This is a genomic window from Streptomyces sp. NPDC020597 (assembly GCF_044335095.1).
GTDB lineage: Bacteria > Actinomycetota > Actinomycetes > Streptomycetales > Streptomycetaceae > Streptomyces.
In genome coordinates, this window is the sequence record NZ_JBIRUL010000001.1 from 640,856 (window position 1) to 660,682 (window position 19,827).

The following is a 19,827-nucleotide window of genomic DNA, read 5'->3' on the forward strand; positions in this document are numbered from 1 at the left end:
CGGGTTGGGGAGGAACGGGCATGGACGTACGGGGCGAGTTCGTGGAGCAGACGACCGCGCGGGAGTTCGGCGCGGGTGAGCCCGGCGCGGGCGGGCCGCTGCCGGATCCGCTGGCGCTGGACCTGGCGGAACTGCGGACGATCGGGCACCCGGTGCTGCGGGAGGTGGTGGAGGACCTGCGGGAGCGGGCGGGGAGGTCGAGCGAGACGCTGTGGGGGTTCGACTCCGTGCTCTGACGGGTTTCTCCCACTCCCTCTACCGGACACATTCGATCGTTCGGAAGTCGAATCCGGTCTCATGTGCGCGCGACTCGGACAAGTTCGGTCGGGCGGGGTTTGTGTCCGCGGTCCGCACGGGCATGCGCCCCGTGCGGCGCCCGCGCCGTGCCGCGGGGGACACCGCAGCGCGGGCCGACGCCGGCCGCAGGGCAGCCGTACGGCCGCTTCAGGGCAGCTGCAGGGCATGGGGGTGCTGGATGTCCGGACAGGCCTTCCGGCAGTTCATCGTGAAGATGCACGGCCGCTGCAACCTCGCCTGCACCTACTGCTACCTCTACGAGGGCCCGGACGGCACCTGGCGCACCCGCCCCGCCAGGACCGCCCCCGACGTCCTCGACCGCACCGCGGCCCGCATCGCCGAGCACGCCCGCGCCCACGCCCTGAAGGCCCTCTCCCTCGTCCTGCACGGGGGCGAACCCCTGCTGGCCGGCGCCGAGACCCTGACCCGCTTCACCGGCCTGGTCCGGGACCGCGTCCCGGACGGCTGCACGGTCCACGCCGTCGTCCAGACCAACGCCACCCTGCTCACCGCCCGACGGCTGGCCGTCCTCGCCGACGGCGGCGTCCGGATCAGCGTCAGCCTCGACGGAGGGCGCGCCGCGCACAACGCGCGCCGCGTGGACCACGCCGGCCGCCCCTCCTGGCCCGCCGCCGCACGCGGCGCCCTGCTGGCCGCCGAGCACGCGCCGTCGGCGTACGCGGGCATCCTCACCGTCGTCGACGCCTCGCTGGACCCCGTGGAGACGTACGAGTCCCTCCTCGGACTGCGGCCCCCCGCCCTCAACTTCCTGCTGCCGCACGGCAACTGGTCCGCCCCGCCGCCCCACTGGGCCGGCGCCCGGCACGGGGAGTGGCTGTGCGCCGTCTTCGACCGCTGGTGGGACGCGGGCCGCCGGGAGACCCGCGTGCGTCTCTTCGAGGAGTGCCTCGCCCTCCTGCTGGGCATGCCCTCCGCCACCGAGTCCCTGGGCCTCGCGCCCTTCGACGCGGTCGTCGTCGAGACCGACGGGTCCATCGAGCAGACGGACTCCCTGAAGTCGGCGTACGACGGCGCCGCGCACACCGGCCTGGACGTCTTCCACGACACCTTCGACGACGCGTTGCGCCACCCGGCGGTCGCGGCCCGGCAGGCGGGCGCCGCGTCCCTCGCGCATCAGTGCCGCGCCTGCCCCCTGCTGACGGTCTGCGGGGGAGGCCACTACGCCCACCGCTACCGGGCCGGACACGGCTTTCGCAACCCGTCGGTGTACTGCGCCGACCTCCAGCGCCTGATCCGCCACATCGCCGCCCGGCTCGCTCCGCACACGCCCGTCGCCGCACCCGCCGCCCCCGCGGTCCCGGCCGTTCCCGACCCCCACGCCGTGTTCGCCGCCCGTGAAGAGGGCGCCCCGTGATCCGCCCCGAGGTCCCGGACCGCAGCCTCGTGGAGCTCGGCCGCACCCGGGGCGGCCCCGACACCCTGGCCCTCCTGGTCCGCGACCAGGACACCCGGCGCCTGCTCCTCCTGCGCGCCGTCCTCGACGCCGCCGACGCGGCGCGCCCGGCGGTCTGCTCCCCGGCCCGCAAGGCACGGCTGCGCGACGACTGGGCCCTGCTCACCGAGGCCGACCGCGTCCGCCCCCCAGACCACCCCACCCGCCCGTCCGGCCCGCCCGCCGGCCGCCCCCGCCCGTCCACAGGCCACCCGTACCCGCCCGGCGCCCCGCCTTCGCCCGCCCGCGAACGTCTCTTCCACCCCCTCACCGGACCCTGGGCGCTGAGCTGTCTGCGCGGACTCGACGAGCGCGGCGGCCCCGCGGACGAGCACCGCGCCTGCCGGCTCCGCCAGGACCTGGCCCACTTCGGCGCCCTCGCCGCGGTGGCCGCCGCGCGCGCCGGCATCCCCTTCACCGTCCGGCTCACCGCCCGCGCCGGAGTGCTCACCCTGCCCTCCCTCGGCGCCCTGCACACGGCCACCGCCGCGGACGCCCTCGTCGACGTCGCCCACCGCGACGGGCGGCTGACGCTGCGCGGACCCGACGCGCCCGACGTCGTCGTCCACCTGGAGAGCGGCATCGGCGCCTGGTCCGCCGCCCTCGCCTGGACGCCCGTGCGCACCCTGCCCGGCCTGCCGCCCGCCACCGCGCCCCTGCCCCTGGACGACGTGGACCCGTACCGCACCGCGCCCGGTCCCGGCCACCGCGGCCTCAGCGGACCGGCCGTGCTCGACGACACGGACCACAAACGGTGGCTGCACGCCTGGTCGGGCACCGAGGCCGCCCTGCGCTCCGGCGGTGCGCACCGGGTGGCCGAGGCGGTGACCCTGCTGCGCTGCCTGGTCCCGCTGGAGAGCCCGCCGGGCGCGGACGGACGCGACAGCTGCAGCGCGACCCGGCACGAGGCGTTCGGCGCCCTGCTCGCCAGCCCCCCGCAGGACGCCGTCGCCCTCGCCGCCACCCTCGTCCACGAACTCCACCACGCCAAACTCGCCGCTCTCGCCGACCTGGTGACGCTCCATCACGCCGGTCCCGAGGCGCGCTACTTCGCCCCCTGGAAGACCGGCCCCCGGCCCTACGACGCCCTGCTGCAGGGGGTGTACTCCCATCTGGCCCTCGCCGACTACTTCCAGCACCGGGCGCTCGTCGCCGCGCCGCCCGACGCCGCGTACGCATGGTCCCGGCACGCCCGCTACCGCGCCCAGGTGAAAGCGGCGCTGCCGGCGCTCGTCGGCTCGCCCGACCTCACCGTCCGCGGACGCCGGTTCGTCGACGAGATGGCCGCCGCCTACGAACGCATGGCCGAACATCCGGCGCCCCGCAGCCACACCGCCCGGGCCGAGGCCTACGTGAAGGCCGCGCGCGCCCTGTGGACACAGCGTCATACTCCCGCGCTGCCACGCCCGAAAGAATGAGGATGGCCTGCGAGGGGCCGTCAGGTGAGCGAAGATCGTCGGGCCGAGGCGCGCGCGGAAGAGGTCGGCGGACTTACGCGCGCCGCGCCGAGGTCCTAGGATTTTCGAGGTACTACGTGCTGGAGGCCGCTGCATGTCTGGAGCTCGTACGCCGGTCGGGGCAACCGGGAGAGGGGCCGCGAGGCAGGCGGTCACGATCCATTTCGCGGGATTCAACCGGGCCTGGGCGGCATGGATCGGAGACCGGCTCGAACGCCGCGGCCTGCGTGTGGTGTACCTGCGCTGGGACTCCCCGGCCGAGGTGCCGCTGGTCGATCTGCTGCGCGACCTGGAACTCGCCGAGGGCCGCATCCTCATCGTCGTCAGCGAGTGGTACTTCCAGCTCGGCCCCCGTACGCAGGAGGAGTGGAACGCGGCACTGCGCGAGGTCGTCGCCCCCGACCCGTCACGGTTCGCCGCCGTCTCCGTGACGACGGCCTCCGTACCGGCCGCGACCGCCGTCCTCGCCCCCGTCGACCTGACCAACATGGGCGCGGAGGAGGCCGAGCGCCGCCTGTTCGACCGGCTCGACCTGCCCTTCGAGCCGCAGCCCGACCTCCCCGAGGGCGCCCGCCGCGGCCCCCGCTTCCCGGCGGCGATGCCCGAGGTATGGGGCGGGGTGCCGCGCCGCAACACCCGCTTCACCGGCCGGGAGACGCTGCTCAACGACGCCTACCACCTGCTCCAGGGCGCGGAGCCCGGCGCCGGCGTCGTCACGCTGCACGGCATGTCCGGAGTGGGCAAGACCCAGACGGCCGCCGAGTACGTCTACCGGTTCGGCTCCGAGTACGACGTCGTGTGGTGGGTCAACGCCGAGAAACGCGTCACCTACCGCCGGCTGCTCGCCGAACTCGCCCCGAAACTCGGCCTGCAGACCGGACAGGAGTACGGCGAACGGCTGCGCGCCGTCCGGGACTCGCTGCGCCGCGGCGACCCGTACGGACGATGGCTGCTGATCCTGGACGGAGCCGACGAGCCCGACCAGATCTGGGACCTGGTGCCCACCGGCCCCGGCCACGTCATCATCACCTCCCGCAACCCCGAATGGACCGAGCACAACAGCAAGTTGCTGGAGGTGCCCGTCTACGCCCGCGACGAGTCGGTGGCGTTCATCAGGCGCCGCGCGCCACGGCTGTCCGAGGGCGAGGCCGACCAGCTCGCGGACGCGCTGGAGGACCTGCCGCTGCTGCTGGACCAGACGGCGGGCTGGCTGAACGACTCCGAGCTGTCGGTGCGCCAGTACATCGCCCTGCTGGACGGCGGCATCGACAGCGACGTGGTGAAGGTGTCGGCGGACTTCCCGCTCGCCTTCCAGACCGCGTGGTCGATACTGCTGAACAAACTCCGCGAGACCGTCCCCGAGTCCGTGGACCTGCTGCGGCTGTGCACCTTCTTCGCCCCCGGCTTCATCCCCGTCCGGCTGCTGCGCGAGATGTCGAGCGACGAACTGCCCGAACAGCTCGCCGGACTGCTCAACGACCCGCTGCTGTGGAACAAGGCGATCAACCAGCTCCGCCAGTACTCCGTCGTCCGCCTGGAGTCCCACGAGGCCGTCGGCGACGAAGGGGCCGGCTCCGGGGAGTCGCTGTACCTGCACCGCATGGTCCACCAGATCGTGCACAAGGACATGCCGGACGCCGACCGCAAGGAGTTCATCGACGTCGTCCGGCTGGCCCTCGCCGCGGCCGACCCGCGCCGGCCCACCGACCCCGACCTGTGGCCCGGGTACGCCGAGATCGTGCCGCACCTGAAGTACGCCGACGTGCTGCAGACCCAGGAACCGACCGTCCAGCGACTGGTCTTCAACTGCCTGCGCTACATGTACTTCTCCGGCGAGTACGTCGCCGGCATCAAACTCGGCGAACGCGCCATGAAGGCCTGGCGCGAACTCCTCGGCCCGACCCACCCCCGGATCTGGGAGCTGACCTACCACTACACCAACCTGCTGCGGGCCGTCGGCGACTACGCCGCCACCGAGGCCCTCAGCCGGGCCGCCGCCGAACATCTGAAGGCGGAGCGCGGACCGCAGGACCTGGAGCATCTGCGGGCCGCCGCCGGCCTCGCCGCCGACCTGCGCGGCCTCGGCCGCTACGACGAGGCGCTGGAACTCTCCCAGTGGGTCCTGGTGGCCTACCGCGACCTGCTGGGCGACCAGGACTCGCGCAGCCTCAACTCGCTCAACAACCTCGCCGTCTCCCTGCGGCTGCTCGGCCGCTACCCGGAGGCCCTGGAGCACGACCGGCGGACCATGGAATCCCGCCGGCTGCTGCTGCGGGCCCGCCATCCGTGGACCCTCGGCTCCGAGATCTCCTACGCCATCGACCTGCGACTGCTCGGCCGGTACGCCGAGGCCGAGTCCATCCAGGCGAAGAACGTGCGCGAGATCCGGCTCGTGATGGGCCGCGACAACCCGCAGACCCTCAAGGCCGAGCACAACCTCGCGCTGTGCCGCTACCGCCTGGGCGAGCGGGACCGCGGACGCGACCGCGGCGCCGAACGCGAGGAGCCCGGGGAGCTGCTCTCCAGCGTGCTGGAGCGCGGCGAGCGGGTGCTCGGCGAGACGCATCCGCTGACCCTGATCTTCGCGACCGCCCAGAGCTGCTACGCCCGCGAGCACGGCGACATCGACCGGGCCCGCGAGCTCAGCGAGGCCGTCGTCGCGCGCTACGAGGTGATGCTGGGCGACGAGCACCCGTTCGTCGCCGGGGCCCGCGCCAACCAGGCGCTGATCCTGCGCAACGTCGGCGAGCGGGAGGCGGGCCACGTCCTCCTCGAGCAGGCGCTCGCGGCGATGACCGACGCGGTGGGGGAGCACCACCCCTGGACGCTGGGCTGCGCCCTGAACGCCTCCGCCCTGCGCAACATCGTCGGCGACACCGAGAGCGCCGCCGAGCTCAGCCACGACACGGTGGGCCGGGCCGTCGAGACGCTCGGGCGCACCCATCCGCTGACCCTGTCGGCGCGCATCGCCCACGCGGCGGACCTGCGCGGCCTGCGGGACCGGCGGCAGGCGGAGAAGGTCGAGCAGGAGGCCCTGTCGGACCTCGACGCGACGCTGGGCAGCAGGCATCCGCACACCGTCTCGGCCCGCTCCCGCAACCGGCCCTACTGGGACTTCGAACCCCAGGTCATCTGAGGCCGGCACCGGTCGGCGGCCACACAGATCCACGGCGAAGGGCCCGCCCCCCGAAACCTCCGGGGGGTGGGCCCTTCGCCGTGGATCACACCGTCGACGCGCGCCGGCGGTCAGCCGGTCAGGCCTCGAAGACCTCGCGGACCAGCTGCTCCTGCTCGGCCTGGTGCCGCTTCGCCGAGCCGACGGCCGGGGACGAGCCGTGCGGGCGCGAGATGCGGCGCAGACGCTCGCCGTGCGGGATGTCGGCGCCGACCGCCAGGTCCAGGTGGTCGATCAGGTTCAGGGCGATGAACGGCCAGGCGCCCTGGTTGGCCGGCTCCTCCTGCACCCACAGGTACTTCTCGGCGTTCGGGTACTTGTTGACCTCGGCCTGGACCTCGGCGCCGGGCAGCGGGTACAGCCGCTCGAGGCGGATGATCGCCGTGTCCGTGATGCCGCGCTTCTGCCGCTCGGCCTCGAGGTCGTAGTACACCTTGCCGGCGCAGAAGACGACCTTCTTGACCGCGTTCGCCTCGACCGACGTGTCGCCGATGACCGGGCGGAACTGGCCCGTGGTGAACTCCTCCGCCTTCGACGCGGCGGCCTTCAGACGCAGCATCGACTTCGGGGTGAAGACGACCAGCGGCTTGTGGTGCGGGTTGTGCACCTGCCACCGCAGGAGGTGGAAGTAGTTCGACGGGAGCGTGGGCATCGCGACCGTCATGTTGTTCTGCGCGCACAGCTGGAGGAAGCGCTCGACGCGGGCCGAGGAGTGGTCCGGGCCCTGGCCCTCGTAGCCGTGCGGGAGCAGGAGCGTGACGCCGCTCGTCTGGCCCCACTTCTGCTCGGCCGCCGAGATGTACTCGTCGACGACCGTCTGCGCGCCGTTGACGAAGTCGCCGAACTGCGCCTCCCACATCACGAGCGCGTCGGGGCGGGCCAGCGAGTAGCCGTACTCGAAGCCCATGACCGCGTACTCGGACAGCAGGGAGTTGTAGACGTTGTAGCGCGCCTGCTCCTCGGCGAGGTACTGGAGCGGGGTGTGCTCCTCGCCCGTCTCGCGGTCGATGAGGACCGCGTGACGCTGGCCGAACGTGCCGCGCTGGGAGTCCTGGCCGGACAGCCGGACCGGCGTGCCCTCGAGGAGGAGGGAGCCCACCGCGAGGGTCTCGCCCATGCCCCAGTCGATCGTGCCGTCCTCGACCATCGACGCCCGGCGCTGCAGCTGCGGCAGCAGACGCGGGTGGACGTGGAAGTAGTCGGGGATGTTGACCTGCGACTCGGCGATCCGCTTGACGGTCTCGGAGGAGATCGCGGTGTTCACGGCGACCGGGAACTCCGCCTGCGGGTCCGACACCGGGCCGGCGCTCGGCTGGGCCGTGACGGCCTCGCGGACCTCCGTGAAGACCTTCTCCAGCTGCCCCTGGTAGTCCTGCAGCGCCTGCTCGGCCTCTTCCAGGGTGATGTCGCCGCGACCGATGAGGGACTCGGTGTAGAGCTTGCGCACCGAGCGCTTCTTGTCGATCAGGTCGTACATCAGCGGCTGGGTGAAGGCCGGGTTGTCCGACTCGTTGTGACCGCGGCGGCGGTAGCAGATGAGGTCGATCACCACGTCCTTGTTGAACGCCTGGCGGAACTCGAAGGCGAGCCGCGCGACGCGGACGACGGCCTCCGGGTCGTCGCCGTTCACGTGGAAGATCGGGGCCTCGATCATGCGCGCCACGTCGGTGGCGTACATCGACGAGCGCGAGGACTCCGGGGCGGCGGTGAAGCCGACCTGGTTGTTGATGACGATGTGGACCGTGCCGCCGGTGCGGTAGCCGCGCAGCTGCGACATGTTCAGGGTCTCGGCCACCACGCCCTGGCCCGCGAAGGCCGCGTCGCCGTGCAGGGCGACGGGCAGGACGGTGAAGTCCGAGCCGCCCTTGTTGATGATGTCCTGCTTGGCGCGGGCGATGCCCTCGATGACCGGGTCGACCGTCTCCAGGTGGGAGGGGTTCGCGGCCAGCGAGACCTTGATCTGCTCGCCGTCCAGGCCGGTGAAGGTGCCCTCGGCGCCCAGGTGGTACTTGACGTCGCCGGAGCCGTGCATCGACTTCGGGTCGAGGTTGCCCTCGAACTCGCGGAAGATCTGCGCGTACGACTTGCCGACGATGTTCGCGAGGACGTTCAGCCGGCCGCGGTGGGCCATGCCGATGACGACCTCGTCCAGGCGCGACTCGGCGGCCGAGTCCAGCACCGCGTCGAGCAGCGGGATGACGGACTCGCCGCCCTCCAGCGAGAAGCGCTTCTGGCCGACGTACTTGGTCTGCAGGAAGGTCTCGAAGGCCTCCGCCGCGTTCAGCCGGCGCAGGATGCGCAGCTGCTCCTCGCGCTCCGGCTTGGTGTGCGGGCGCTCGATGCGGTCCTGGATCCAGCGGCGCTGCTTGGGGTCCTGGATGTGCATGAACTCGACGCCGGTGGTGCGGCAGTACGAGTCGCGCAGCACGCCGAGGATGTCGCGCAGCTTCATCAGGGACTTGCCGGAGAAGCCGCCGACCGCGAACTCGCGCTCCAGGTCCCACAGGGTGAGCCCGTGCTCGGTGATGTCGAGGTCGGGGTGCTTGCGCTGGCGGTACTCCAGCGGGTCGGTGTCGGCCATGACGTGGCCGCGGACCCGGTAGGAGTGGATCAGCTCGAAGACGCGGGCGGCCTTGGTGACGTCGTCGTCGTGGCTGGCGTCGATGTCCTTGAGCCAGCGGACCGGCTCGTAGGGGATGCGCAGCGCCTCGAAGATCTCGTCGTAGAAGCCGTTCTCGCCGAGCAGGTAGTTCGCGACGATCCGCAGGAACTCGCCGGAGGCGGCGCCCTGGATGACCCGGTGGTCGTAGGTCGACGTGAGCGTCATGACCTTGGCGATGCCGAGCTTGTTCAGGGTGTCCTGGCTGGTGCCCTGGAACTCCGCCGGGTAGTCCATGGAGCCGACGCCCATGATGACCGACTGGCCGGGCATCAGACGCGGCACGGAGTGCACGGTGCCGAGGCCGCCGGGGTTGGTCAGGGAGACCGTGACACCGGTGAAGTCGTCCATCGTCAGCTTGCCGTCGCGGGCGCGGCGGACGATGTCCTCGTAGGCCTGCCAGAACTCGAAGAAGTTCAGCGTCTCGGCCTTCTTGATGCCGGCGACGACGAGCTGGCGGTCGCCGTTGGCCTTCACCAGGTCGATGGCCAGGCCGAAGTTGACGTGCGGCGGCTTGACGAGGGTGGGCTTCCCGTCCTTGTCCGCGTAGTGCCAGTTCATCGACGGCATGGCCTTGATGGCCTGCACCATCGCGAAGCCGATCAGGTGCGTGAAGGAGATCTTCCCGCCCCGGGCGCGCTTGAGGTGGTTGTTGATGACGATGCGGTTGTCGAACAGCAGCTTCACCGGGACCGCGCGCACGGACGTGGCCGTGGGCAGCTCCAGCGAGGCGTTCATGTTCTTGGCGACCGCGGCGGACGGGCCGCGCAGCGTCACGAACTCCGGGCCCTCGGGGGAGGCGGGCGCCGCGGCGGCGGGCGCTGGCCGCGCGGCGGCGGCCGGCTTGGCCGCGGGGGCCGCCTTCACGGGAGCCGGTGCGGCGGCCGCGGGCTTCGGCACGGAGGCCGGGGCCGGCGCGGGCGCCGGAGCGGCGGCGGGAGCCGGCTGCTGGGCCGGGGCGGCGGGTGCGGGAGGCGCTGTGGTGGTCGCTGCGGCCCCCGCGGCCGCAGTACCCGCCGTAGCCGAGGGGGCAGCGGCCCCTGGCTTGTAGTCGGCGAAGAAGTCCCACCAGGCGCGGTCTACCGAATTCGGGTCCTGGAGGTACTGCTGATAGATCTCGTCGACGAGCCACTCGTTCGGTCCGAACGCGGCAGCGGGGTTCTTGCCCGCTTGGTCTGCGTCGGTCGAGATGCTCGATGCGTTACTGGGGGACTGTGGCGACACGGCGGCAACCGCCCTCTTCCGCTTCACAAGGTGATGGACAGCGGGAATAAAGGCTACGCCCCCCGGAGGGGGAGAGTCAGGCCGGGCCCGTCCATCGTCGCGTAAGTCACATCGGAGAGCGCGTTTCGGGGGTGGAAATGGCGGGAAACAAGCGCGGTTGCGCGTCAAAAGGGTGTGTTGATGCACGTCACGCACGACGGGCGTGCGGACCCTTCGCCGACCTGCGTCGGCGCTCTGCCTGATCACACGTGTCCGACTGGGCGGACACCGGTGGATCTTGCGGCTCCGCTTCGAACTTTACGTCAACTTGGGACGGAGGACTCTCCCGGAAGAGTGACAAGAATCCGGCAGCCCCGCTCGGATTCGGCCACTCCGATCCGGCCTCCGTGAAGATCGACCGCCCAGCGGGCGATCGCCAGCCCCAGCCCCGTGCCGCCGTCGCTGCCCGGCCCGTGCGGCCGGCGAACGGCGCCCCGGTTGAACCGCTCGAACACGCGTCGCCACTCCGAGCGCGGAATGCCGGGCCCTTCGTCCAGGACCTCGAGTTCCAGCGACTCCGGCTGCGGACCGCGCCGCGCCTTCACCGTCACCCGTCCGTGCGGCGGGCTGTGCTTGACGGCGTTGTCGATGAGGTTGGCGACGACCTGGTGGATGCGCTCCGGGTCCGCGTGTGCGGTCAGCTCCGGCGGGCACACGTCCAGGTGCAGATGGACGTCCGTGCGGGTGTGGCTGCCGCCCGAGCCCATCGTGGCGCGCGCCGAGGCGACCATGTTGGCCTCCTTCAGCACGCCCGACAGGTACGGCCACACCTCGAAGCGCCGCCGGCGCAGCGGGACGACGCCGTTGTCGAGCCGGGACAGGTCCAGCAGGGTCTCCACCAGCCGCCCGAGCCGCTCGGTCTGCTTCAGCGCCGTGCGCATCGTCTCGGTGTCGGCCTCGGCGATCCCGTCGACGACGTTCTCCAGGACGGCGCGCAGACCCGCGATGGGCGTGCGCAGCTCGTGCGAGACGTTGGCCACCAGCTCCTTGCGCTGCCGGTCCTGCGCCTCCAGCTCGTCCGCCATGACGTTGATCGTCTGGGCGAGGTCGCCCAGCTCGTCGCGGCGGTTCTCGCTCACCCGGCGGGTGTAGTCGCCGTGCGAGATGGAGCGGGCCACCGTGTTCATCTCGTCCAGCGGCGCGGTCAGCGAATGCGCGACGAACTGCGTGATGAGCAGCGTCGCGACCATCGAGAAGACCGTGATGAAGCGGAGCTCCGTCTTGGTGTGCACCGCGATCATCGACAGACCCGTGGTGATCAGCACCGAGATGACGACCAGCGCGCCCAGCTTGGTCTTGATCGAGAACGGGCGCACACGGCCCCAGGGCTCCCCGGTTCCGGGAGCGGGGCTTCTGGGTCCGTCCGGCCCGGGACTCATGGCGTCGGGGTCTCCAGCGCGTAGCCCACGCCGTGCACCGTGCGGATCCGCTCGGCGCCGATCTTGCGGCGCAGCGCCTTGATGTGGCTGTCGACCGTCCGGGTGCCGGAGGCGTCCGCCCAGTCCCAGACCTCGGCGAGGAGCTGCTCACGGGAGAGCACCGCGCGCGGGGTGTTCGCCAGGCAGACCAGCAGGTCGAACTCGGTGGGCGTGAGGTGCACGTCCTCCGAGCGCACCCGCACCCGGCGCTGCGCGTGGTCGATCTCCAGCTCGCCGAGCCGCAGGATCCCGCTGCGCGGCGTGGTCGCGGCGATCGCGGCCCGCTCCACCCGGCGCAGCAGCACGTGCACGCGAGCCGCCAGCTCCCGCATGGAGAACGGCTTGGTCATGTAGTCGTCGGCGCCCACGCCGAGCCCGACCAGCATGTCGGTCTCGTCGTCGCGCGCGGTGAGCATCATCACCGGCACCGGACGGGAGGCCTGCACGCGACGGCAGACCTCGAGGCCGTCGAAGCCGGGCAGCATGATGTCGAGGATCAGCAGGTCGGGCTGCCAGGCCTCTGCCGTGTCGACGGCCGCCGGGCCGTCGCCCGCCGTTTGCACGAGGAATCCCTCGGCGCGCAGGCGGGCCGCGATGGCGTCGACGATCGTCGGGTCGTCCTCGACCACCAGGACGCGCCGCTGCGCGCCCGGTGTGGCGGTCGCCGTGCTGTTGTGTGCGGTGTGTGTCTGCTCCATCGCCCGCCCCTGAGTGTGCTTTCCGGAACCAGTGGGGTGATCCCATGTCTGCGCATGACTGCGGTTGACGCGTAAATGATCGGCGTCAGGGGTGCAGCGTACGGGGAGTCACCACGGCTTTGCTATCCAGGCCGGACGGCGAGATGCACGACGTCCGGCACTCCTCGGGCAACCGGGATCTCTTCGGTACGCACCTGACGGAACCCGGCATTCCGCAAGGTTCCCTCGAATTCCGGAGAGGGCCGGGCAGACCATACGGCCAGTACGCCGCCCGGTCTCAACACCCGTGCGCAGCCCGCGAGTCCATCGGGGGAGTACAGGCTCTCGTTGCCCTCGGTGACGGTCCACTCGGGTCCGTTGTCGATGTCCAGGCATACCGCGTCGAATGTGTCATGAGTCTCATCGACGTAGTCGAGCAGGTCCGTTGCCACGATCTTCGTCCTGGAGTCGGCGAGCGCGGACCCGGAGAGCGCGGCCAGGGGGCCGTCGAGGTGCCAGTCGATCACGGCCCGCTCGCGCTCCACCACCGTGATCCGGCCCCAGTGCGGGTCGGCGGCCGCGTGGGCGAGGGAGAAGCCCACGCCCAGGCCGCCGATCAGCAGGCGGGGGGCCGCACGGTCGTCGAGCGCCGCACGCGCCGCCTCCACCAGCAGCCGCTCCGAGCGGCCGTCCGAGGTGTCCATCAGAAAGCAGCCGTTGGCGATGATCTGGAGCAGCTTCCCGTGCCGGCGCAGGACCACCTCGCCGTAGGGGCCCTCACGACGGTCGAGCACTTCCGGGGCGTCGGGCATGTCGTACGGGGGAGCCATACGGCCATCCTGGCAGTTCGCCGGTGCCCGGGCGAGGGAAATCCGTGTCCCGCGGGTGCAGTTGACGTATGGATGTTCGAGTTGCGCCCGGGGTGCATGAGAATGGGATGCGAGGAGTCTCAGAGGTTTCTGTGAATCGGCCCCGGCGTGGCGCGGGTCACAGACAGGGGGCGTGCGGGACGCGAAGGGTGGGGGCAAACGGAAGGAGCGCGTCAGGTGGAACGCACGACCTCACCCGCGAGCCCGCCCCTGCCCGACGTCGCCGGTCTGCTGGACGGCATCCCCGGCCAGCGCGGCGTGCGGCCCGTACCGCCGCATGCCGAACGGCCCGGGGAGCGGCCCCTGGAGCGGCCTGGAGAGCGGCTCGCGGAGGGTCCGGCCGAGCCGCCCGCGCGGACGGACACCGTCCCCCGCCCAGGGCGTCCGGCAGGCGTCCGGGTGCGGGTCCCCGTCCCCTTCACCCTCGCCTACGCGGCCGTCCTCGCCGTCACCTCGTACGTCGCCGCCCACGCCGACCCCGCGCTCGTCTACGCCCTCTACCAGGGCTCCAGCACCGATGTGGCGCATCTGCTGCAGACGCCGGCGCTGGTGCTGGCGGCCAGCGCACTGTGGGTGGCGGGCGGCTTCGCCTCGCCCTTCACGCTCGGCTTCGTCGTCGTCCTCACCGCGCTGGAAAGGCGCATAGGAGGGGCCCGTACGGCGGTCGTCTTCCTGCTCGGACATGTGCTCGCCACCCTCGCGACCGAGGTCCCGGTGGGGCTGGCCGTGCTGGTGGGGCGGCTGCCCGACAGCTCGCTCCACCGTCTCGACTACGGCATCAGCTTCGGGGTCGCCGCGAGCGTCGGCGCGCTGGCCGGACTGCTCCGGCCGTGGCTGCGCGGGCTCGTGCTCGTCGGGTTCGGCGGGATGCTGCTGCAGGACCTGATCGCCTACACCGACCCGCTGACCAACTGGGGTCACCTGATCGCGCTGGCGACGGGCGTCGCCGTCTGGCCGTGGGTCCGGCGCTGGGACCTGCGGGGCCGGCCCGTCCGTCCCCGGCGGGCGGCGTCCCCGTCCGCGGCGTGAGCGTGGCGCGGGGCCGGCGCGTGAGCATCCGACCGACGCCGGGCGCCACCGGGCGCCACCGGGCGTTCGGCCGGGCGGGCCTCAGTCGTTGAACCGGACCGTGCCGTCCTCGCACAGGGTGGGGTGGAGCTTCATGGGGCCGTACTCGTCCACGTCGGACGGGCGGGGCGGTTCGGGGCCGTCGGGGCCCAGCCGGATCATCCGTTCGACGCGGCAGACCCGGAACAGGCGGCCCTCCACACTGGCCTCGTCGGCCCGTCCGGCCGCCCTGAACGCCTCGGCGGCGCGCGCGTAGAGGGCCTTCTTGCGCTCGTCGAAGCGGTAGAGCATCGCCCACACCCGGGCCATCCCCTCGTACAGCGCGCGGCGCGCCTCGTGCGGGGTGGCGGCCAGCGAGCCGAACGGCGTCCACTGCGCGCCCTCGCGCTCCGCCACCGAGAAGCCGACCGGCAGGCGGACCACGTCCGGGTGGGTCAGAGCCGCCCGCGCGGAGTCCTCGCGGACGTCGGCGGGGAAGCGGGCGCCCGTGTACGTGAAGTCGCGCAGCCCCAGCCGCAGCGCGCCCGCCATCGGTCCCTCGTTTCGGCCGGGGTCGAGCGCGAAGCCCACGTCCGGCGACGGCGCGGCGCCCGGCTCCTCCCACGACGCGCCGAGGACCTCCGGGTCGGTGGGCCGGGGCGGCTCCAGCCCGTCGTCGCCGGTCCGGGCGAACTCGTCGCCGCGCACCACCCGGTAGCGCACCCCCAGGGCCTCGACCTCGTCGGCGGGGGCCCGCTCCAGCACGGCGACGGCGGTCAGCAGCTCGCGTCGCACGGCCGGATCGCCGGCGCCGTCCTTCGCCTCGAACCACAGGTGCGAGTTCAGCCCGTCCCGGGCCTGCTGGGGCATGCCGTCCACCACCGGTTTCAGCAGCCGCCAGCACCTCCCGTCGACGGCCGGGTCCAGGACGGCGACGCCGAAGACGGGCCCGCGCAGCGCGATGTGCGGGTAGCGCCTGGAGGCCTCGACGGCGTCCGCCTCGGTCACCCAGGCGACGGGGTCGTCGCGGCGGACCAGCTCCGCGTGGAGGGCGTCGAGACGTCGCTTCCAGTCATCGGTCATAAGCGCATTGTGGTCGGGGCGGCGGCCCGCTTCGGGGCGAATGCCGGAAGTGGGCGGGGTGCGGGCAGGGGGCGCGGGGGGCGTGGCCCGTCGTGCGGCGGCGTGGGGTGCGCCCCCTGGGTCGGCGGATGTCGCCCCCGTGCGTCCCCCGTGAACTCCGCGCTCGCCGGAGACGACTCGACGCGCCGCGGCGCGGGCTCGTACAGTGCGCGCCCGCCGCCCGTCAGCTGCCCGTCCGCGGTCCGTCCGACGCCTCTCCGGCACCCGTCCGGAGCAGTGATGATCGCCCACAGCGAACGGGCCGCCCCGTGGGGAACATTCGGAGGCTCACGTGCATTGAGTCGGCATAGCTCAACTTGACTGCCGAAGGGGAGATCATGGCATCGACGTCCGCTCCGCTCACTCTGCCCGTGCTGCCTCTCGACGACGAGGTCGTGCTCCCCGGCATGGTGGTTCCGCTGGACCTCAACGACGCCGACGTACGCGCCGCCGTGGAGGCCGCCCAGGCCGCCGCCCGCTCGGAGCCCGGCAAGCCCCGGGTGCTCCTGGTGCCGCGTATCGACGGCACGTACGCGAGCACCGGCGTGCTCGGCACCGTCGAACAGGTCGGCCGCCTGGCCGACGGCGACCCGGGCGCGCTGATCCGCGGCCGCGGCCGCGTGCGCATCGGCGCCGGCACCACCGGCCCGGGGGCCGCGCTCTGGGTCGAGGGAACCACCGTCGACCAGGCCGTCCCCGAGCCGCTGCCCGGTCATGTCGCCGAACTCGTCAAGGAGTACAAGGCGCTCGCCACCGCCTGGCTGCGCAAGCGCGGAGCCTGGCAGGTCGTCGACCGCGTCCAGGCCATCGACGACGTCTCGGCGCTCGCCGACAACTCCGGCTACTCGCCGTTCCTCACCACCGAACAGAAGGTGGAGCTCCTGGAGACCACCGACCCGGTGGCCCGTCTGAAGCTCGCCGCCCAGCAGCTGCGCGACCACCTCGCCGAACAGGACGTGGCCGAGACCATCGCCAAGGACGTCCAGGAGGGCGTCGACAAGCAGCAGCGCGAGTTCCTGCTCCGCCGCCAGCTCGAAGCCGTCCGCAAGGAGCTGCGCGAGCTCAACGGCGACGGCAAGGACGCGGCCGAGGAGTCCGACGACTACCGCGCCCGCGTCGAGGCCGCCGACCTGCCCGAGAAGGTCCGCGAGGCCGCCCTCAAGGAGGTCGACAAGCTGGAGCGCTCCAGCGACCAGTCTCCCGAGGGCTCCTGGATCCGCACCTGGCTGGACACCGTCCTCGAACTGCCGTGGAACGAGCGCACCGAGGACCGGTACGACATCCAGGGCGCCAAGTCCGTCCTCGACGCCGAACACGCGGGCCTGGAGGACGTGAAGGAGCGCATCACCGAGTACCTGGCCGTGCGCAAGCGCCGCGGCGAGCGGGGTCTGGGCGTGGTCGGCGGCCGGCGCGGCGGCGCGGTCCTGGCCCTCGTGGGGCCGCCCGGCGTCGGCAAGACCAGCCTCGGCGAGTCCGTCGCGCACGCCATGGGCCGCAAGTTCGTCCGCGTCGCCCTCGGCGGCGTCCGCGACGAGGCCGAGATCCGCGGCCACCGCCGTACGTACGTCGGCGCGCTGCCCGGCCGGATCGTGCGGGCGGTCAAGGAGGCCGGGTCGATGAACCCGGTGGTGCTCCTCGACGAGATCGACAAGGTGGGCTCGGACTTCAGGGGAGACCCGGCCGCCGCCCTCCTCGAAGTGCTCGACCCGGCGCAGAACCACACCTTCCGCGACCACTACCTGGAGGTCGAGCTCGACCTGTCGGACGTGGTGTTCCTGGCCACCGCCAACGTGCTCGAAGCCATCCCGGAGGCCCTGCTCGACCGCATGGAGCTGGTCCGCCTCGACGGCTACACCGAGGACGAGAAGGTCGTCATCGCCCGCGACCACCTGCTCCCGCGCCAGCTGGAGCGTGCGGGCCTCGCGGCGGACGAGGTCACCCTGGAGGAGAGCGCGCTGCGCAGGCTCGCCGGCGAGTACACCCGGGAAGCGGGCGTGCGCACCCTGGAGCGGTCCATCGCGCGGCTGCTGCGCAAGGTCGCGGCCCAGCACGAACTGGGCGAGCGGGAGCTGCCGTTCGCCATCGGGGGCGAGGATCTGCGCAGCCTGATCGGCCGGCCGCACCACGTGCCCGAGTCCGCCCAGGACCCGGCCGAGCGCCGGACCGCCGTGCCCGGCGTCGCGACCGGTCTCGCGGTCACCGGCGCGGGCGGCGACGTCCTGTACGTCGAGGCCTCGCTGGCCGACCCGGAGACGGGTGCGGCGGGCCTGACCCTGACCGGTCAGCTCGGTGACGTCATGAAGGAGTCGGCGCAGATCGCGCTCAGCTTCCTGCGCAGCCACGGGGCCGAACTGGAGCTGCCGGTGGGCGACCTCAAGGACCGGGGCGTGCACATCCACTTCCCGGCGGGCGCGGTCCCCAAGGACGGCCCGAGCGCCGGCGTCACCATGACGACCGCCCTCGCGTCCCTGCTGTCCGGCCGGCTCGTCCGCACGGACGTGGCGATGACCGGCGAGGTGTCCCTGACCGGCAGGGTCCTGCCGATCGGCGGAGTGAAGCAGAAGCTGCTCGCCGCGCACCGGGCCGGCGTCACCACCGTGGTCATCCCCAAGCGCAACGAGCCCGACCTGGACGACGTCCCCGCGGAGGTGCTGGACAAGCTCGACGTCCATGCCGTCACCGACGTCCGCCAGGTGCTGGAGCTCGCGCTCGCGCCCGCCGCGAACGGCGCGACGCCGGAGGTTCCCGTGGCGGCGTGACGGACGCCGTGGGACGGACGAGGGCCCGGGACCCGTGGGGACCGGGCCCTCGCCATGCCCGCGGGCGGCCCTGCGGGAAGCCGCCGGGCGGGGCCTGCGAAATACTGAGGAGCTGCGCCGATGGCGGCGACCGGCGAACAACGGGCAGAGGTGCTGACGTGCACGAGGACACGAACGGCGACGGACGCGGGGACGAGTCCGGCGCGCCGTCGCGCGGGGTGGAGCGGGACGACCGGGAGTTCCTGTCCCTGGAGCGGGAGCTGACGGTGCTGTTCCGCCGGGCCCGGGCCAACCAGGGGGAGATGGCCCGCGAGGTCCATCCGGACCTGGAGTCCGCCGCCTACGGGCTCCTCGTCCGGCTGGAGGAGTGCGGCCGCCAGCGCGCCACCGAGCTCGCCGCCTACATCGGCGTCGGCAAGGCCACCATGTCGCGCCAGCTGCGCGCCCTGGAGCAGCTCGGCCTGGTCGCCCGCGCCCCGGACCCGGCGGACGGCCGGGCCTGGCTGGTCGACCTCACCGAGGAGGGCCGCACGCGGGTGAGCCGGGTCCGCGAGGCCCGCCGTGAGCGGTACGTCAGCCACTTCTCCCACTGGGACCGCACCGAGGTCGAGGAACTGGCACGGCTGCTGCACCAGCTGAACCGCGGCATGGAGAAGTAGCCCCGCCGAACCGCGTCCCCGGGGCCGGCTGGTCGGGGACACCGGGCGGGCCCGCCGCCGCAGCCGCCGTCACCGGGGTCCTGCGGAGGTGGGCCCGCGGTGCGGGTGCGGTGCGGGACCGGATCCGGTCATGGCTCCACGTGGACCACCGTCGCGTCGTCGTGGGTCTTCGCCCGGCCGAGCAGGGGCCGTCCGGCCGCCTCGTCCGCCCGCTCCAGCTCCCGCACCCGCTCCACCAGCGTCCGCGCCCCCTGCCGGTCGACGAGCGCGAACAGATCCCGCCAGTCGCCCTGGCGGAACAGCTCCGTCCAGCGCCCGGCCCCGTCCGACACGGCCGCCAGCGAACGGACCTCCCCGCGCGGCACGGACCCCGTCACCGCGCGGGCCGCCACCGACGGATCGGCCGCCGCCGTATAGAAGCCGCCCTCCCGGTTGCGCAGCGTGCCGTCCACGACGTCGGCGCTGCGCAGCAGGGCGCGCGGCACACGGGCCAGCCGGTCGTCCTGGACGGCGGTCACCGCGCCGTCGGGCGAGGCGAGCAGCAGGGTCGCGTCGCACAGGACCAGGTACTCCAGCGTCCGTGGGGACCAGCGCGCCAGGACCGCCGTCGCCTGCGGAGTACGCGGGTGAGAAAGGTCACAGGTTTCCGCATGGGCCTCGGCGGTACGAGCGATGGCGAGGGAGAGCGCCCCGGCCAGCGGAACATCCGTGAGTGAAACGGTCAGTTCGGTCAGGGCGCCGCCCAACCGTGCCGTGAACCAGGGGACCGAATGCAGACAGCCCCCGCCGCCCTGCGGCGGAGTCACCCCGTCGAGGAGGACGAGCGAACCTCCCTGCCCGGAGGCGGCGAGCCCGACGCTCGCGAAGTCCTCGTTGGGGCGGGCCCGGTCACCGGCCTCCGACACAAGTTCCGTACGCATCCGGCCAGTCTGCACGAGCCCTTCACAGCCTTCGTGAAAGGCCGGCAACACA

The 19,827-nt window shown here is 72.7% G+C and carries 13 protein-coding genes; 7 read left to right on the forward strand and 6 right to left on the reverse strand.

The window, feature by feature from the left end; all coding sequences use genetic code 11:
- The first annotated feature begins 20 nt into the window (after positions 1–20).
- From fxsA to fxsT, 4 genes are all read left to right on the forward strand, one after another.
- Positions 21–236 (forward strand): FxSxx-COOH cyclophane-containing RiPP peptide, encoded by a 216-nt coding sequence (gene fxsA / locus ACH4ZA_RS03025; protein ID WP_398427696.1) that lies wholly within the window; start codon positions 21–23, stop codon positions 234–236.
- Positions 237–475: 239 nt separating this feature from the next.
- Positions 476–1,672, forward strand: coding sequence for an FxsB family cyclophane-forming radical SAM/SPASM peptide maturase (locus ACH4ZA_RS03030; protein WP_398427698.1), 1,197 nt, complete (start codon positions 476–478; stop codon positions 1,670–1,672).
- A complete protein-coding gene (locus tag ACH4ZA_RS03035) occupies positions 1,672–3,168 on the forward strand; it encodes an aKG-HExxH-type peptide beta-hydroxylase (protein ID WP_398427834.1) in 1,497 nt (498 codons plus the stop codon). Before ACH4ZA_RS03030 ends, ACH4ZA_RS03035 begins: the two co-directional genes overlap by 1 nt.
- Positions 3,169–3,301: 133 nt before the next feature.
- Positions 3,302–6,343: an FxSxx-COOH system tetratricopeptide repeat protein gene (gene fxsT / locus ACH4ZA_RS03040; RefSeq protein WP_398427700.1), complete on the forward strand. Its 3,042-nt coding sequence runs from the start codon at positions 3,302–3,304 to the stop codon at positions 6,341–6,343.
- A gap of 118 nt (positions 6,344–6,461) precedes the next feature.
- On the opposite strand, the gene ACH4ZA_RS03045 is transcribed toward fxsT, so the two are convergent.
- From ACH4ZA_RS03045 to ACH4ZA_RS03060, 4 genes are all read right to left on the reverse strand, one after another.
- Positions 6,462–10,265, reverse strand: coding sequence for a multifunctional oxoglutarate decarboxylase/oxoglutarate dehydrogenase thiamine pyrophosphate-binding subunit/dihydrolipoyllysine-residue succinyltransferase subunit (locus ACH4ZA_RS03045; RefSeq protein WP_398427701.1), 3,804 nt, complete (start codon positions 10,263–10,265; stop codon positions 6,462–6,464).
- Positions 10,266–10,567: 302 nt separating this feature from the next.
- On the reverse strand, positions 10,568–11,683 hold the full coding sequence (locus ACH4ZA_RS03050; protein ID WP_319280019.1) for a HAMP domain-containing sensor histidine kinase: 1,116 nt from the start codon (positions 11,681–11,683) through the stop codon (positions 10,568–10,570).
- Positions 11,680–12,420: a response regulator transcription factor gene (locus ACH4ZA_RS03055; protein WP_020130720.1), complete on the reverse strand. Its 741-nt coding sequence runs from the start codon at positions 12,418–12,420 to the stop codon at positions 11,680–11,682. The genes ACH4ZA_RS03050 and ACH4ZA_RS03055 overlap by 4 nt, the downstream gene beginning before the upstream one ends.
- 122 nt (positions 12,421–12,542) lie before the next feature.
- Entirely contained in the window at positions 12,543–13,229 is a 687-nt protein-coding gene (locus ACH4ZA_RS03060; RefSeq protein ID WP_319280021.1) for a spermidine synthase, read from the reverse strand.
- A gap of 216 nt (positions 13,230–13,445) precedes the next feature.
- Between ACH4ZA_RS03060 and ACH4ZA_RS03065 the strand changes: the two genes are divergently transcribed.
- Positions 13,446–14,297, forward strand: coding sequence for a rhomboid-like protein (locus tag ACH4ZA_RS03065; protein ID WP_319280022.1), 852 nt, complete (start codon positions 13,446–13,448; stop codon positions 14,295–14,297).
- An 81-nt stretch (positions 14,298–14,378) separates the two neighbouring features.
- Here ACH4ZA_RS03065 and ACH4ZA_RS03070 read toward each other — a convergent pair whose 3' ends face one another.
- Entirely contained in the window at positions 14,379–15,398 is a 1,020-nt protein-coding gene (locus ACH4ZA_RS03070) for a DUF5954 family protein (RefSeq protein WP_319280023.1), read from the reverse strand.
- A gap of 377 nt (positions 15,399–15,775) precedes the next feature.
- Between ACH4ZA_RS03070 and lon the strand changes: the two genes are divergently transcribed.
- Positions 15,776–18,196: an endopeptidase La gene (gene lon / locus ACH4ZA_RS03075; RefSeq protein ID WP_319280024.1), complete on the forward strand. Its 2,421-nt coding sequence runs from the start codon at positions 15,776–15,778 to the stop codon at positions 18,194–18,196.
- 158 nt (positions 18,197–18,354) lie between these two features.
- Positions 18,355–18,855 carry a MarR family transcriptional regulator gene (locus ACH4ZA_RS03080; RefSeq protein ID WP_319280025.1) on the forward strand — a complete coding sequence of 167 codons (501 nt, stop codon included), beginning with the start codon at positions 18,355–18,357 and terminating at the stop codon, positions 18,853–18,855.
- Positions 18,856–18,983: 128 nt separating this feature from the next.
- Here ACH4ZA_RS03080 and ACH4ZA_RS03085 read toward each other — a convergent pair whose 3' ends face one another.
- Complete coding sequence (locus tag ACH4ZA_RS03085) at positions 18,984–19,775, reverse strand: hypothetical protein (RefSeq protein WP_319280026.1); 792 nt, start codon at positions 19,773–19,775, stop codon at positions 18,984–18,986.
- Between the last annotated feature and the right edge of the window lie 52 nt (positions 19,776–19,827).